This window comes from Sphingomonas paeninsulae (assembly GCF_003660165.1).
GTDB lineage: Bacteria > Pseudomonadota > Alphaproteobacteria > Sphingomonadales > Sphingomonadaceae > Sphingomonas_O > Sphingomonas_O paeninsulae.
Map to the genome: position 1 here is coordinate 411,266 of NZ_CP032829.1, position 15,032 is coordinate 426,297.

The following is a 15,032-nucleotide window of genomic DNA, read 5'->3' on the forward strand; positions in this document are numbered from 1 at the left end:
ATGATCAAATCGCTCTTAATCGCAAACCGGGGCGAGATCGCTTGCCGGGTTATTCGCACCGCACGCAGGATGGGGATACGCACGATTGCAGTCTATTCCGATGCCGATGCGGACGCGTTGCACGTTCGTTCGGCGGATGAGGCTGTGCATATTGGCGCGTCGCCTGCGCGGGAAAGCTATTTGATCGGTGAGAAGATCATCGCGGCAGCCCTGTCAAGCGGAGCCGAGGCGGTGCATCCGGGTTACGGGTTCCTGTCGGAGAATGCTGCATTCGCGCAAAGCGTGATTGACGCCGGGCTGGTCTGGATTGGGCCGAACCCGTCTTCGATTACGGCGATGGGCCTGAAAGACGCGGCCAAAAAGCTGATGTCGGCGGCGGGTGTGCCGGTGACGCCGGGCTATATGGGCGAGGATCAGACGCCTGCGCTGCTGGCGGCGGAGGCCAATGCGATTGGCTATCCGGTGCTGATTAAGGCGGTCGCTGGCGGCGGCGGCAAGGGGATGCGGATGGTCGAGGCGGCGGCGGATTTCGCCGATGCGCTGACGTCCTGCCAGCGTGAGGCGGCGTCTTCGTTTGGCAATACCCATGTGCTGATCGAGAAATACATTCAGCGCCCGCGCCACATCGAGGTGCAGGTGTTTGGGGACAAACACGGCAACGTCGTCCATCTGTTCGAACGCGATTGTTCGTTGCAGCGGCGGCATCAGAAAGTGATTGAGGAAGCCCCTGCCCCCGGCATGGATGCGGCGACGCGGGAGGCTTTGTGTGGGGCGGCGGTCAAGGCGGCGAAGGCGGTCGATTATGTCGGCGCCGGGACCATCGAGTTCATTGCCGATGCGTCCGAGGGACTGCGTGCCGACCGCATCTGGTTCATGGAAATGAACACGCGGTTGCAGGTCGAGCATCCCGTCACCGAAGAAATCACCGGCATCGATCTGGTCGAATGGCAGTTGCGGGTGGCAAGCGGCGAACCGCTGCCAAAGCATCAGGACGAGCTTTCGATCAGTGGCTGGGCGATGGAAGCGCGGCTTTATGCCGAAAATCCTGCGAACGGGTTTTTGCCGTCGATCGGGACGCTGGACCATCTGGTGTTCCCCGATGATCTGCGCGTCGATACCGGGGTCGAGGAAGGCGGCGAGGTTTCGCCCTTCTACGACCCGATGATCGCCAAGCTGATCGCGCATGGAGCGACGCGTGACGATGCGATTGACCTCTTACGTGACGGGATCAGCGATACGGAGGTTTGGCCGGTTCGCACCAATGCGGGGTTCCTTGGCCGGTTGCTGGATCACGCGGACTTTATCGACGGCGATGTCGATACCGGGCTGATCGCGCGCGACATCGACGCACTGGTAACGCCGCCCGATGCGGACCCGGAGCAATTGGCCGAAGCGGCTTCGCTGTTGTTTGCAAGCGTTGGATATAAGCCGTGGGATGCGGCTTTGGGCTTTCGTCTGAACGGGGCAGATCGTGCCGAGGCGCGGATTATCGACGATGGGGGAACCATCCATGTCGTCGAATTGAATGACGTGGAAGATGCCGAGCCAGCGTCCGAAGTGCTGGCGTTCAGCGACGGGTTCGCACGGCGATACACCCGTTACGAACCGCGCGGCTCGCACGGCGGGGCAGTTAGTGACGGCAGCATCCTGTCGCCGATGCCAGGGCGGGTTATCGCGGTCGAAGTTGCCGAGGGCGACAAAGTGACAAAGGGCCAGAACCTACTCACGCTCGAAGCGATGAAGATGGAGCACACCCTGACCGCGCCGTTCGATGGCGTGGTGTCCGAATTGAACGCGGTTGCAGGGGGTCAGGTATTGGTCGATGCGGTCCTGGCTCGGATCGAAGCGGAGAAAGTTTGATGGCGGGTCGGTGTTTCGACGAATGGCAAATCGGCGACCGGATGGAGCACGAAATCCGGCGGACGGTTACAGAGACCGACAACCTGCTGTTTTCGGTCATGACGCACAACCCGCAGCCGCTGCACATCGATGCAGAAGCCGCACGCGCGTCGGAGTTCGGTCAGATCCTCGTCAACGGCACTTTCACCTTTGCGCTGATGGTCGGCCTCACGATTTCCGACACCACGCTGGGCACGTTGATTGCGAACCTCGGATACGACAAACTTGTCATGCCCAAGCCGGTTTTCATCGGTGACACGATGCGCGCCAGCACCGAAATCACCGAACTGCGCGCGTCGAAATCGCGGGCGGATGCGGGGATCGTGACGTTCACGCATGAACTAACCAACCAGCGTGACGAGGTGGTCTGCCGCTGCCTGCGCATGGCCCTGCTCAAGCGCAAGGCTGCCTGACTTACGCCCCGACTATTTCTGCCGGGGGCTGGTGACGACCGGCCCTTGCGAAAGATAGCATTTGTACAAGCGATTTTTCACGCGCCAGCCAACCGGAGTGCGCACGAGATCGTCGGTATATTGGCCCCACATCGAATAGAGTTCGCCCGGGAAGTCATGCGCGCCCAGATGTTCGGCATAATAATGCACCTTTGCCTTCGCCGTGTCTCCGTTCACTTCTACGCGGAAATTGCCAACATTGTGATGCGTGGCACCGCAGTTCGAATCGACTCCCAAGTTTGCGTGCATAGAAACAACCAGTGGGTCGAGCCCAATAGTGATGTTCTGGACACCCCCCGGAAGACCGTAATCGCCGATGGTATCCTCAGTAAAAACTTCGTGTAAATCATCGAAAGACTTCGCATCGATGATTTCGCAATAGCGGATATAAACTTGCTCGATGGCGTGCTTGTCCATGAGAAACTGAAGCGACATGGCGTAATCCTCTGGTTAATTTCAGCTACCGAGCACGTCTGTGACTTTAAGGACGATCTTGCCGCGAACATGGCCATCCTGCACACGACGATGAGCTTCGGCCGCCTCGCTGAGCGGCAAGACCGTCAGCTCCGGCGCATGGATACGGCCATCGCCCAGCGCATCGACCAGTGCGCGCAACTGGCGGGGCTGGTTATCCGTGGTCGACATGGTGGGGATCACCCGAACGCCTAACGCCTCTGCGCGCGCCGGATCGCACGTCTTTTCGTCAGCGAACAGCGTCCCGATCGTGGATACAACGCCACCCCGTCGCGTAAATTCGATCGCATCGGTCAGCGTTCCCTGACCAACCGTATCGATAACGACATCCACACCGTCGGGTGCCCAGCGACGAACGGCCTCTGCGACATTCTCAGCCCGATAGTCGATCGCAAATTCGGCACCCAGCGACCGGACATAATCGGCATTGCCCGGGCTGCAACTGGTCGCGACACGTGCGCCAGCCATTTTTGCAAGCTGGATGGCATAGCTACCCGTGCCGCCAGCACCGCCATTCACGAACACCACCGAATTTTCTTTCACGCCTCCGACATCGAATACGGCCTGATAAGCGGTAATCGCCGCCGTTGGCATTGCAGCTGCATCGATGAAGGTCACATGATCGGGCAACTTGACGGCCCGTTCCTCAGCCGAAGCCAGATATTCGGCATAGGAACCACGCTCGCCAAGTCCCTGATTGGAGGCCGTAACCACGCGGTCACCGACCTTAAGGGCGGTTACGCCCTCGCCCACTTCGATGACCACCCCGGCCGCATCGAAACCGATCACAAATGGAAACTTATAATCGAAGTAAAGCGATAGCCAGCCTTCGCGCGCTTTCCAGTCGGCAGGATTAACCCCGACATAGGCGGTGCGGATAACCACGTTGCCGGGCGCGGCAATGGGGCGTTCGATATCCGCCATATGCAGCACTTCGGGACCACCAAAGCCGTCAATTACCATCGCCTGCATCGATTCTTTGGTCATCCATATTCTCCTGAAGTCTTATTTTTATTCGCCCTCGTATTCTCCTTGACGCTGGCGGTCCATCTACATTTCTATAGTTTGCGCTTTACATACGGCATCACAAAGACGCGAACGCGACCCATCGATACTAAAATATCACACAATGCGGTATATTAGCGTCCATCCACACAGGCACGCGCGCCCTTTAAATTAACGCACGACGATGCTCGCTACTGCCTGGGGTGCGTCGCGAAGGCGCACGAAAATCCGGCCACTTTGGATGGGTTTGGTCACAATCTCTGTCGCAACAAATCCGTCGGGAACGTCTTGAGTTTGCTGGAATGCCTCAGTTGTGCCGATCGCCTTAATTAGGAACAGCCGGTTCCCGCTGATCCGACATTCTTTTCCCCGCGCGCAGGTGATCGTGCGAATTTCCGGCAAGCGCGCGATCGTGGCGAGTGGTGTCCAGGCCGAAGCCATTTCGTCGGTCACAACGCGAAAGCGCAATGGTCCATAAGCGATCGGGCCGAGCGCCTCAGCAGTATCGAACGCGACGATGCCGGTATTCGCGTCCTGCAGGTCATAGCCTTTGCCGGGCTGGATGATTGCCTGAACCCGACCGTCCACGGTGCCGATCTCGATCGTCTCTCGCCCTGACAATTTCGCCGAGCCATCCAGATGAAAGGCAAAGTTAAGGCGTGCGTCCTGCGCAAAAACTCCGGCAGTAGTTAGGGCAATAGGCATAAGACCTTGGTGCGTCGAGGGTTGTGCCGTAACTCGCATGAGGGTCGCCGTGGTACGACGGGGCGCGATCGTTACCTCCAACTTTTTGTGACGTCCGCTATTGAAGGCGATGTCCGCCGTCGCTGTCTTTCCAGCCTCCAGCGTCAGCGCAGCGGCCGGATCGACTGCCAGCAATGTCAGGCGATCCTGTTTTCCGATCCGCGTTAGAGTGCCCGGTTGAAAGGTCAAAGCTCCCAGCGTCATGCCGACCACCTGATCGAGCCGTGCGCCTGCCAGCAAGGCTTCGCCATCCTCCGCGTGGATAACGAGGTCGTCCAGACTGCCGGTTTCGTGGAATGCCCGTAATTTCACGACGGTTGGCGTTGTTCCTGTGCCCCCTCGATAAAGATAGAGACCGGCCCCGACTCCGCCTTATCCAGCGGCAATGTCGCGACGATACCGTGCGCGGACTGTTTCCACATCACCGGTTGGGCGGCAGCATCTCCGCGCTGCATCAGAACCTGAGACACGCACCCTGCCCCATCGCCCAGTAACTCGAGATCGTTCGAGCGGCCGACCACGAGCGATGTGCGATCCGCCGCCTTCCAATTGCCCCCGTCCGGTTTCGACAGCGTAAAACTTGGCCCATCGAATGGTGAGAAACCCCAGTCACCATGCACTTGCCCAGCTATGACGGGTCCAAATGGCCCCGCTGGGATCGGTCCGTCCACAGCGAAGCCGCCAACGCTGGGGTCAGCGCGAAGCAGAATATTTGCCTGCGTTCCGTCTGCCTGCATGACGCGTAGCACCATGTTGCGGGCATATCCCGTCGCATAGATAAGCGGTGCACCCTCAACGGGCAGCACGAGTTCGGAATTGGCGCACAAAGCGACGTCGGAGGTAGTGCGTCTTAAGGGCGGCGGTTTGGGTGCCTCTATCGCTGGCAGGGCAACGACCATCACCGATATCGGCTTGGCGAAGGAAACTGGTGTGTTGAGCAAGACCGTCGCTCCTCCGTCCGCCATTTGGGCGAGGGCCGGAATGAACTGAAGCTGGGTCGACTGGAACGCGCCGAACAGCCGAAAAAGGTCGCGAACGACGCCGATATAAGAGCTGTACGATCCATAACCCGCCTGTGGCGTAGCGCTAAGTTGAAAGGCGAGATCGGTCGGCGTTCCCGCAAGCGTGTCGGCCAGCGCCGAACTGTGCGTATCCGCCAGCAACAGAGTGTCGCGGTCCCCGGTCAGGCAGGCTGACTGTAACTCGGCGGGCTGCTGGAGGCATTCCGCCTTCAGCTTGATCGCCAGGCTGCGTGTCAGGATCGGCGACACCGTAGCTACGCTCGCTGGATTCTTGCGCTCCGCACGCTGCATCTCGTGCAGGAAGGTATCGAGTCGCGCACGATCGAGCGATGCTTGATTCAGTTCCTGAACGGCGCGCACGAACGCGCCCGGCTGTTTACGAACAGAGCTGATTATCGACTTAGAGTTACCACCACGCTCGGGCATGATGAACAGCGCCATTTGCTGCGCGCCCTTCGGAACGACGAGCGAGAGATCGGCATTTTTCGGCTTCCAGCTCACCGCCTCATGAAACCATTCTTGGGGAGGGCGATCCACAGCACCGCGCAGGAAGGCCGCAACCATCCGGTATCGCTCGCCCTGAACGCGTACAGGATCCAGCTTGATCGAAACCTGATCTCCTTCCGCAAGGTTCGGCACCCGTTCCAAAGGAAGCGTGATACTGTCACGTGTCACCGTGACGTTCAGGCGCGGTCCGACTAGGTCGAATGAAGACGAGGCGGCCTGCACCGGCTGCGTGTTTGCCAGCAGGACGAACAGGCAAATGAACTGAAAAAAGCGCTGCACGTTAATGAGGTCTTCTCGGAATGTTTCCGCGGTCTTGCCGCTGACATGTGTTCTTAATGAGGCTTTGGACAACGGGCTACCATGGAAGCGACACTTGGTTGTCGCTTTGCGGCTACCTCACTGGCGAATGCGCGCGCATCGGCGGCAGCATCAATGACCATGTCAGTTGCTCGGAATGGCCGCCGTGGGAAGCGACACTGCGCCTAAAGCTCTTGATCCGAGAACATCAGCGAATCCGGATAACGCGAAGTTACGATCCATTTTGGCGAAAATTACCTGCATATCTATATATTTTTAGCTTAAAATGACCAAAACAATCATGAAATGACGCGCAAATTGGCATTGCTTTATTAGGCGATTTCGTTTCCAATTCAACGATCGGCAAGCGACGGAAGACCGCTCTCGCACGGGGAACAAGACAGAAGTGAAGGCGGCGCTGTGCGCATTGCCGATGGTGAACGTGCGGGCGTAACGCCCGCCGTAATTGGGGGTAAACGGGTTATGATTTTCCAGACTACACGAAGCCGCTTGACGGCTCGCATTCTGCTGGGCGTTTCACTGCTGGCGGCGTCAACCGCTCTGCACGCGCAGGCCACCACAGAAACGTCGCCACCCGACGTTCAGAACGGATCGACCTCTAACGGACCTACCGACGATTCCGAGATCGTGGTGACAGCGCTTAAGCGCGCGACAAGCATCCAGCAGACGCCGATCTCTATTTCGGCAGTAAGCGCCGCTTCGCTGACTGCTCAGGGCATCACGGATTCGGCTCAACTGACTCGCACCGCGCCGAATCTGGTCATTAACGAGAACGCAAATGGCGGTAGCCGCGTCATCATCCGCAACCTTTATGCGGCGGGCGAACCGCTGGTCGGCCTCTATTATGACGAAACTCCGATTACCGGCACGAGCGGCGTTAGCAATGATGCCGGCGGAACACAGCCGAGCATCCGTCTATTCGACGTAGAGCGCGCTGAAGTTCTGCGCGGCCCACAAGGCACGCTCTACGGCGCGAGTTCGATGGGCGGCACGATCCGCCTGATCTTCGCCAAGCCCAATCTGGGTAAAGTCGAAGGCGCGCTCAACGGTCAGTTAACCGACGTCAGCCATGGCAGCGGCAGCGTTGGCACGAGCGTGGACGGCATGGTCAACCTGCCGGTCATCGAAAACGTGCTAGCCGTTCGGGCCGTCGGTTTCTGGGACCATACGGCAGGCTTCGTTGACAACAGCGTACTGGGCGTGAACGATTTCAACCGCAACCGTAGCTATGGCGGCCGCTTGCTGGCGCGCTTTCGACCGACCGAAAGGCTGACGATCGACGGGATGGCCGTGTATCAGAACCGGCGCGGGTTCAACCCTACCTGGAATCTGGCCAAGTCTGAGGTCACCGGTGATAGGTACGACCAGGATCTGCGAATTAGAACTCCGCAGAAGGACGCGTTCGAACTGTATAGTGGTACGGTTAACTGGGACATGGACTTTGCAACATTGACCGCGATTGCTTCGCACTCAAAGCGTTCATTAGACATCAACTTCGACTACTCACCTTATTTCTCGCGATACTATACCGGCAAGACCCCGGCATCGAAGGTTCCCGGCTATGCCAATTTCGCAGCCGATTGTAATCGAGGGCTCGTTTCAGGATTGAATTCCTGCTCGGCGGATGAATATCAGCGGTTCGTCACGAACTGGGGCGTGCTGACGGCGTATCAGCCTCAGTCGACCAAGACCGATACACAGGAAATCCGGATTGCCGATGCACAGCATCCGCTGAAATGGACGATCGGTTTCTTTCACAGCAAGCGCCAAAACTACACCCAAAGCTTGCTGAACACGGTCGATCCGGTGACGGGATTCCAGGTTTACCCGAACGGGTATTCTGCCAATCCATATGGCTTTAACTCGACAACACAGCTGGATCGCCGGATCAATGACACGCTCAAGCAGATTGCCGGTTTTGGCGAGCTGACCTGGGACGTTAACGAAAAGCTGAGCCTGACCACAGGTATTCGATACTTCGAATATAAGAAGATCACCGGCGCCGAGACGCTCATTCCCAACTATGTGGCCGGCAATACGCGGTCGCCCTATTCAGAGCTAAAGGGCAAAGAAAACGGCAAGCTGCTCAAATTCAACGCGAGCTACAAGTTCACGCGGAATCTGATGGTTTATGGTCTGGCGGCTCAGGGTTATCGCCCGGGGGGCGTCAACCAGACGCTCGGGCTGCCCAGCTATGCATCAACCTACGAGTCCGACAAGCTGTGGAACTACGAAGGCGGCGTGAAGAGCTCTTGGTTCAATCGCAAGCTGGTCTTCAACATCGACGCGTTCCAGATGGACTGGAGCAACGTGCAGATGTCGGCATCCTATCAGAGCGCGTTCAGCTTCATAACCAATACGCCGAGCAAGATCCGGATCCGTGGCATCGAGGCAGACAGTACGCTGTATCCAATGGAAGGGCTCACTTTGCGCGCTTCGGGCAGCTACACTTCGGCCAAGCTGCAGGATGACGTCTCGCTTCCAGCCGGTATCAACCTGTGCACCGGTAGCCCGCCTTATGTCGATTGCGCCGTTCTCACCGGTATCGGCCGGAAGGGCAATACGGTGCCTTACTCGCCAAAGTGGACGTTGCAGGGATCGGCTGACTACACCCAGCCAATCGGAAACGATCTCTCGATCTTCTACCACGGTGACATCAGCTATCGCAGCGCATCCTGGACCGTATTCGATCATACGGCCGCCAACGTGACTCCCGGCGGCATGCGCTTGCCCGGCTTCGCTACGGTCGGCCTGCGAGTTGGACTGGAGAAGGGCGAGAACTGGGGCATCTACGCCTTCGCCAACAATCTGTTCGACGTGATCGGTGCGGTGAGCAAATCGACGAGCGCCACCAGTTCCACGCTCTCACCATTCGTATCTGGCGGCGTAACCTATCCCAGCGTTTACGTTACCTCCAGCCCGCCGAGGGTGATCGGTCTCAGCGCCAGGACTCGGTTCTAGGAATTGGAGCCGGTTTTGAGGAAGGACCAAGCATGACAATGGCGCGTTTTGTGCATCGTTGCTCACAGCAGCTTTCATGATCGCGGCTGTCCATTGCGCGGGCCGGACCCGCGCAATGGATGTCATGTTCCCTACCGGCTCTCCACGCCGCGATCCGAAGCTCGGATTCTGGCTGTGCAGCCTTTCAACGGTGGAGAAGTTCTCCGTCGACGCGCTCTATTCGAGGGCGGCTACCAAATAGCATGTTTCTAAAAAGGGGTTTCCGATGAGGTTTCGTATTTCCATTCAGGCCGCTGCGCTTGCCGCGACCATACTCTCCGGATTGCCGGCGCAGGCTCAAGTGCAGGCTCCGGCTCCCGCCGCGCCGGCAGCCACCTCCATCGTCCCCTCGGGTCTGGCACCGCTCACCCAACCGCAGGACGCCGAATATGGCAGACTGATCGACAAATATTTGATCGACAAGCGATTCACCACCGAACTGGTCGATCATATGCCGTTGTCGGATACAGTACCGTCGCCGCTCAAATTCTTCGGTCGCATTCCGGGAACGCCGGGTGAGTTGACCTATGCCGCCGATATCGCCCGCTATTATCGCGAGCTTGCGCGCACTTCGAAGCGAGTCAAATATATGACCCTCGGCACCTCGGAAGAGGGGCGCGAACAGGTGGTTCTCGCAATCGCCGACGAAGCGACGCTGGCGAAACTCGACGACTATAAGGCCCAACTCGCCGCACTGAGCGATCCCCGCCGCACCAACGCGACCCAGGCGGCCGAGATCATCAAGACCGCCAAGCCGATCTACTGGGTGACGAGCGGCAATCACTCGCCTGAGACCGGCGGTCCCGAGATGTTGATCGAACTCGCTTATCGTCTGGCGGTCGAGGATACGCCGTTCATCCGCAACATCCGCGACAATATGATAACCTTCATCACTCCGGTAATCGAGGTCGATGGGCGTGAAAAGATCGTCGATACTTATTATTACGGCAAGAAAACCGGCAAGCCCAAGCCACCGCTGGTCTATTGGGGAAAATATGTTGCTCACGACAACAACCGCGACGGGCTCGGCCAATATCTAAAGCTTACGCAGGCTATCACCAACGAAATCCTCGAATGGCATCCGACGGTGATGCACGATCTGCACGAGGCGCAGTCCTATCTCTACACCTCGACCGGCACAGGCCCCTACAACCCTTCGCTGGACCCTATCCAGACGAACGAGTGGTGGCTGCTCGCCGAGACTGAAGTCATGGAGATGACCAAGCGCAACGTGCCCGGTGTATTTACTTACGGTTTCTATGACGGCTGGGTACCGAACTATCTGTTTTGGATCGCGCATACCCACAACAGCTTCGGTCGCTTCTATGAAGTGCAGAGCTACGGCCCCGATATCCAGAAAGGGTTAAAGCTGGCACCGTCTGTCACCAGCAAGGAATGGTATCGTCCCAATCCGCCGCTGCCGTCGATCGACTGGGCACCGCGCAACAACACCAATATCCAGGAATCGGCGCTGCTGTTCGCGTTGAACCGGGTCGCCACCGACCGCGCGCTCTATCTTGAGAATTACTGGACCAAGAGCCGCAACGCGGTCGAAGTGGGCCGCACCGGCGCGATCAACGCCTGGGTCGTTCCGGCGAAGCAACATGCGCCGCACAATGCCGCCGACATGCTCGAGATGCTACGCAAGCAGGGCATAGAGATTGCCACCGCCAGCCAGGATTTCACTGCGGGCGGCGTCAAGGTGGCGGCGGGCGACTATGTGATCCGCGCCGATCAGCCATATCGCACGCTGCTCGACATGTATCTGAGCGTGCAGAATTACCCGGTTAGCAATCCACGGCCTTATGACGATACCGGCTGGACAATGCAGTACATGCACAATGTCGAGATGAAGACGATCAAGGATGCCGCAGTGTTCAGTCAGCCGCTTACCCCGGTGACTGGCGAAATCGCACCGCGCGGCGGCGTAACCGGCATCGGCTCGACGATCGTATTTAACCATAACGGCGACAATGCGCTGGTAGCGCTGCGCTTCCGGCTCAAGGGCACGAAGATGCTGGCAGCGGAAGCGCCGTTCGAGATCGACGGCCATTCTTATGCTGCAGGTAGCTTCATACTGCCCAATGCTAACCGTGCCGCAGTTGCCAGTGTCGCCGAGGCGCTGGGCCTAGAGGGCCAAGCGGTGGCGGCAGCACCGGCGGTAGCCAGCCACACGCTTACAGTTCCACGGATCGGCTATGTCCATAGCTGGCTGCGCACGCAGGATGAGGGCTGGTGGCGCGCCGCGCTCGACCATTATGGCATCCCCTATGATTATTTCGCCGACACCACGCTGAAGAAGCTCAATCTGCGCGCCAAATATGATGTGCTGATCTATCCGACCGTCGCCAACAGCGCGCGTGAGCAGTTCGTCGGCGTGGCGATGAACGGCACCGACCCGATCCCCTACAAGAAGACTGCGCTGACCCCACATCTCGGCCAGCTCGATTCAGCCGACGATATCCGTGGCGGCGTCGGCGGCGACGGGCTCGAAGCAATCGGCCGCTTCGTCAAAGCTGGCGGCACCCTGCTTGCCGACGGTTCGACGGTCGAGATGCTGTCGTCCTTTGGCGTTGCCCAGGGCGTCACCGTCAGCCAGCCGAGCGAGCTCTATAGCAAGGGCGCGATCATGCGCGGCATGATTACCGACCAGGCGAGCCCGATCGTTTATGGTTATGGTGCCAAGCAGTTGCCGATCTACTTCTCGCAATCGCCGGTGCTCAACATCGCGCGTGGCGGCTCCGGCATGGGCTATTTCGATCCTAACGGTCCCGGAACCCGATTGGCGCAGAACATCACACCTAATGTGGGGCCGGCCCCGATTTCGGCGTGGCCGGGTGCATCAGCAGCACCGGCGTCGGCTGCTCCTGCATCTACGGTCGATCCGTCTCCGTTCGGATCGGCCGAACCTGCATCGCGTGCGAGTGGCGCGGCGCAGACCCAATTGCCGCGCGTGGTTATGAGCTTTCCTGCGAAGGCGAACGACATCCTGCTCAGCGGTATGCTGAGCGGCGGCGACGCACTCACCAGTAAGCCGCTGGTGGTCGATCTGCCGAGCGGCAAGGGGCATATGGTGCTGTTCGCGCTGCGGCCCTTCTGGCGTTGGCAGACGCAGGGCAGCTATATGCTGGGCTTCAACACCATCCTCAACTGGGATCATCTGAGCCTGGGCAGCCCCGGCACGCCCGCGCCCTAACCGAAACTGGCCGAGCGGGTCCAAGGCATAGGCCGCTCAATGGTTGATGCCAGAGAACATTGGCTTCGAAAGCGACGGGGGGCGAAGGCGCCGCTTATGGTTCCCGAGAGGACACAACGGTTGTGCAGTTCTACGAGCGGCTCGGCTACAAGGGCATGCCGCGCGTGCTAATGAGCAAGTGGCTAAACCAAACCTCAAAGGTCGGAACCATTGGGATAAACGTCAAATTGCTGCGCCAAATCCGCCAGCGTCCTTTCGCTCTTCACCGACGCCAGCGCGACCTTTGCCTTAAAGGTTGAGCTGTGATTCCGGCGGAGTCTCTTGCTCATCCTTTCTCCTGTTCGCGACTATACTCGTCGCGAACAGGCAGGAATTCTACTTATCGCTCTGTTCAGTTTTGCCGAGCCACCTCTTATCCGACTGGCCCGGCACGGTAGCATTGGTCCAAGCCTGTTCACGGGAAGCCGACTGCCGTTGCGAACGATACCGATCGAGCATCAGGTTCATACCAAGCCCGATGTGCGCACCTGGTTTTTGTGCTTGCGCGCCGGGCTGATATAGGGGCGACCGTGCCCATCGGGCCGACTCTGCGTCCGACACAGGAAAATGCCACATGCTGCTTCAGATCCCCGATCTGCTATCTGCGCAAGAAGTCGCCGACGTGCGTCGCTCGCTTCAGGAGGCATCGTGGGAGGATGGCCGCCGCACTGCCGGTCATCAGGCGACGCGGGTTAAAAGCAATGAACAACTCGCTCTCAACGATCCAACGGCAAAGCAGATCGGCGACCTGATCCTCGACCGGCTTGGTCGCACGCCCTTGTTTATTGCCTCAGCTCTCCCGTTGCGCGTGCTGCACCCCCGATTCAACCGCTACGAAAACAGCGCCGCCTATGGCAGTCACGTCGATAGCGGCATTTTCCCCATCCCCGGCACCGCACTTCACGTTCGCAGCGACATTTCATCGACGCTGTTCCTCAGCGACCCGGAAGACTATGAAGGCGGCGAACTGGTCATCGAAGAACCATTCGGGGAACGTCGGGTGAAACTGCCCGCCGGGCACCTAATCGTATATCCGGGCAACAGCCTGCACCACGTTACGCCGGTGACATCGGGCGTCCGATTTGCCGCGTTCTTTTGGACGCAAAGCATGATCCGCGACGAACAACAGCGCCGCACGTTGTTGGACCTCGACCTCGCCATTCAAACCTTGTCCGCCGATCACCCCGGACATTCCTCGATCGACGGGCTGACCAGTGTTTACCACAATCTGCTGCGCCAGTGGTCGGAGACGTGATCCCACCGGCTTCCGCCCCGACCGCGATCCCGGCTGATATTCATAATCTCGCTGATTACGAGCGACACGCAGAGGCGCTGCTGCCCGCCGATGCGTGGCGGCATATTCAGGGCGGAGCGGACAGGGAAGTGACGCTCACCGCCAATCGCACCGCTTTCGACAAAGTGCGCCTTTTGCCGCGCGTTCTGACCGACCTGCGCGGAGGCAACACCGCGCTTGACCTGTTCGGCAGGCAGCTCTCATCGCCGATCTTACTCGCACCGCTAGCCTATCAGAAAATTGCCCATGCGAGTGGCGAAGGCGAGACCGTCCGCGCAGCAATGGCGCTCGACACGCCAATGATCGTCAGCACGCTCTCCAGTCTCACGCTCGAAGATATCGCAACGATTGGACAACAGACCGCAGCCGGGTTCGGCATCGCGCCGGCTTCCCTATGGTTCCAGCTTTACCTTCAGGAAGAACGCGAATGGAGTGCCGAACTGGTGCGACGTGCCGAGGTTGCCGGATATGAAGCGATCGTGCTGACCGTCGACACATCAATCAAGCGATCGACCTTCGTGCTGCCAGAGGGCGTCGATGCGGCCAATCTGCGTGGGATGCCACGCCGTACGCACACGACGACGCCCGGTGGCAACATATTGTTCGGTACGCCGCTCCTCAATGTCGCACCGCGCTGGGAGGATCTGGCGTGGCTTCGGAGCCTGACGAAACTGCCCTTGCTGGTGAAGGGTATACTCGCCGCCGAAGATGCACGTCTGGCAATCGAACATGGCGCGGACGGCATCATCGTATCGAACCACGGCGGCAGGTCGCTTGATGGCGCGCCCTCTCCGCTCGATGTAATGTCGTCAATCGTTAAGGCGGTGGCCGGGCGCGTACCGATCCTGCTGGACAGCGGGATCCGATCGGGAAGCGACGTAGCAAAGGCGCTGGCTTCAGGCGCAACGGCGGTCCTGATGGGACGCCCTCAATTCCACGGCCTTGCCGTCGCTGGCATGGCTGGCGTCGCGCATATCCTTCACATCCTCCGCGCCGAACTGGAATTTACCATGGCTCAACTCGGTTGCGCGACACTGGCTGACATTACGGCCGATCGATTGTTCGTTTCGGGTCGGTAAGGC

The 15,032-nt window shown here is 59.1% G+C and carries 11 protein-coding genes and 1 pseudogene; 7 read left to right on the forward strand and 5 right to left on the reverse strand.

Annotated features, from left to right (window positions below):
* Nucleotides 1-1,860, forward strand: coding sequence for an acetyl/propionyl/methylcrotonyl-CoA carboxylase subunit alpha (locus D3Y57_RS07395; RefSeq protein WP_121152457.1), 1,860 nt, complete (start codon nucleotides 1-3; stop codon nucleotides 1,858-1,860).
* Nucleotides 1,860-2,312 (forward strand): MaoC family dehydratase, encoded by a 453-nt coding sequence (locus D3Y57_RS07400; RefSeq protein ID WP_121152458.1) that lies wholly within the window; start codon nucleotides 1,860-1,862, stop codon nucleotides 2,310-2,312. The genes D3Y57_RS07395 and D3Y57_RS07400 overlap by 1 nt, the downstream gene beginning before the upstream one ends.
* A 12-nt stretch (nucleotides 2,313-2,324) precedes the next feature.
* On the opposite strand, the gene D3Y57_RS07405 is transcribed toward D3Y57_RS07400, so the two are convergent.
* The 4 genes from D3Y57_RS07405 to D3Y57_RS20850 all read right to left on the reverse strand — a co-directional run bounded on the left by D3Y57_RS07405 (nucleotide 2,325) and on the right by D3Y57_RS20850 (nucleotide 6,382).
* Nucleotides 2,325-2,786 (reverse strand): nuclear transport factor 2 family protein, encoded by a 462-nt coding sequence (locus tag D3Y57_RS07405; protein ID WP_121152459.1) that lies wholly within the window; start codon nucleotides 2,784-2,786, stop codon nucleotides 2,325-2,327.
* Nucleotides 2,787-2,807: 21 nt separating this feature from the next.
* On the reverse strand, nucleotides 2,808-3,812 hold the full coding sequence (locus D3Y57_RS07410) for a quinone oxidoreductase family protein (RefSeq protein WP_239025979.1): 1,005 nt from the start codon (nucleotides 3,810-3,812) through the stop codon (nucleotides 2,808-2,810).
* A 189-nt stretch (nucleotides 3,813-4,001) separates the two neighbouring features.
* Nucleotides 4,002-4,886: a hypothetical protein gene (locus D3Y57_RS20845; RefSeq protein WP_239025980.1), complete on the reverse strand. Its 885-nt coding sequence runs from the start codon at nucleotides 4,884-4,886 to the stop codon at nucleotides 4,002-4,004.
* A complete protein-coding gene (locus tag D3Y57_RS20850) occupies nucleotides 4,883-6,382 on the reverse strand; it encodes a hypothetical protein (protein WP_239025981.1) in 1,500 nt (499 codons plus the stop codon). The genes D3Y57_RS20845 and D3Y57_RS20850 overlap by 4 nt, the downstream gene beginning before the upstream one ends.
* Before the next feature lie 438 nt (nucleotides 6,383-6,820).
* On the opposite strand from D3Y57_RS20850, the gene D3Y57_RS07420 reads away from it, so the two are divergent.
* Both D3Y57_RS07420 and D3Y57_RS07425 read left to right on the forward strand, forming a co-directional pair.
* The gene (locus D3Y57_RS07420) at nucleotides 6,821-9,382 is read left to right on the forward strand and encodes a TonB-dependent receptor (protein ID WP_121152460.1); all 2,562 of its coding nucleotides are present in this window, start codon (nucleotides 6,821-6,823) and stop codon (nucleotides 9,380-9,382) included.
* Nucleotides 9,383-9,647: 265 nt separating this feature from the next.
* On the forward strand, nucleotides 9,648-12,617 hold the full coding sequence (locus D3Y57_RS07425; RefSeq protein ID WP_205590096.1) for a M14 family zinc carboxypeptidase: 2,970 nt from the start codon (nucleotides 9,648-9,650) through the stop codon (nucleotides 12,615-12,617).
* A 209-nt stretch (nucleotides 12,618-12,826) separates the two neighbouring features.
* Here D3Y57_RS07425 and D3Y57_RS07430 read toward each other — a convergent pair.
* A pseudogene (locus tag D3Y57_RS07430) lies at nucleotides 12,827-12,946 on the reverse strand (transposase); the annotation flags it as partial.
* On the opposite strand from D3Y57_RS07430, the gene D3Y57_RS20390 reads away from it, so the two are divergent.
* Genes D3Y57_RS20390 through D3Y57_RS07445 form a run of 3 tightly spaced genes read left to right on the forward strand, consistent with a single transcriptional unit; the run spans nucleotide 12,939 to nucleotide 15,029 of the window.
* Nucleotides 12,939-13,178 (forward strand): hypothetical protein, encoded by a 240-nt coding sequence (locus tag D3Y57_RS20390; protein ID WP_205590097.1) that lies wholly within the window; start codon nucleotides 12,939-12,941, stop codon nucleotides 13,176-13,178. The pseudogene D3Y57_RS07430 and the gene D3Y57_RS20390 sit on opposite strands and share 8 nt — an antisense overlap.
* Nucleotides 13,179-13,230: 52 nt before the next feature.
* Nucleotides 13,231-13,911: a Fe2+-dependent dioxygenase gene (locus tag D3Y57_RS07440; protein WP_121152461.1), complete on the forward strand. Its 681-nt coding sequence runs from the start codon at nucleotides 13,231-13,233 to the stop codon at nucleotides 13,909-13,911.
* Nucleotides 13,908-15,029: an alpha-hydroxy acid oxidase gene (locus D3Y57_RS07445; RefSeq protein WP_239025982.1), complete on the forward strand. Its 1,122-nt coding sequence runs from the start codon at nucleotides 13,908-13,910 to the stop codon at nucleotides 15,027-15,029. The genes D3Y57_RS07440 and D3Y57_RS07445 overlap by 4 nt, the downstream gene beginning before the upstream one ends.
* Nucleotides 15,030-15,032 lie beyond the last annotated feature (3 nt).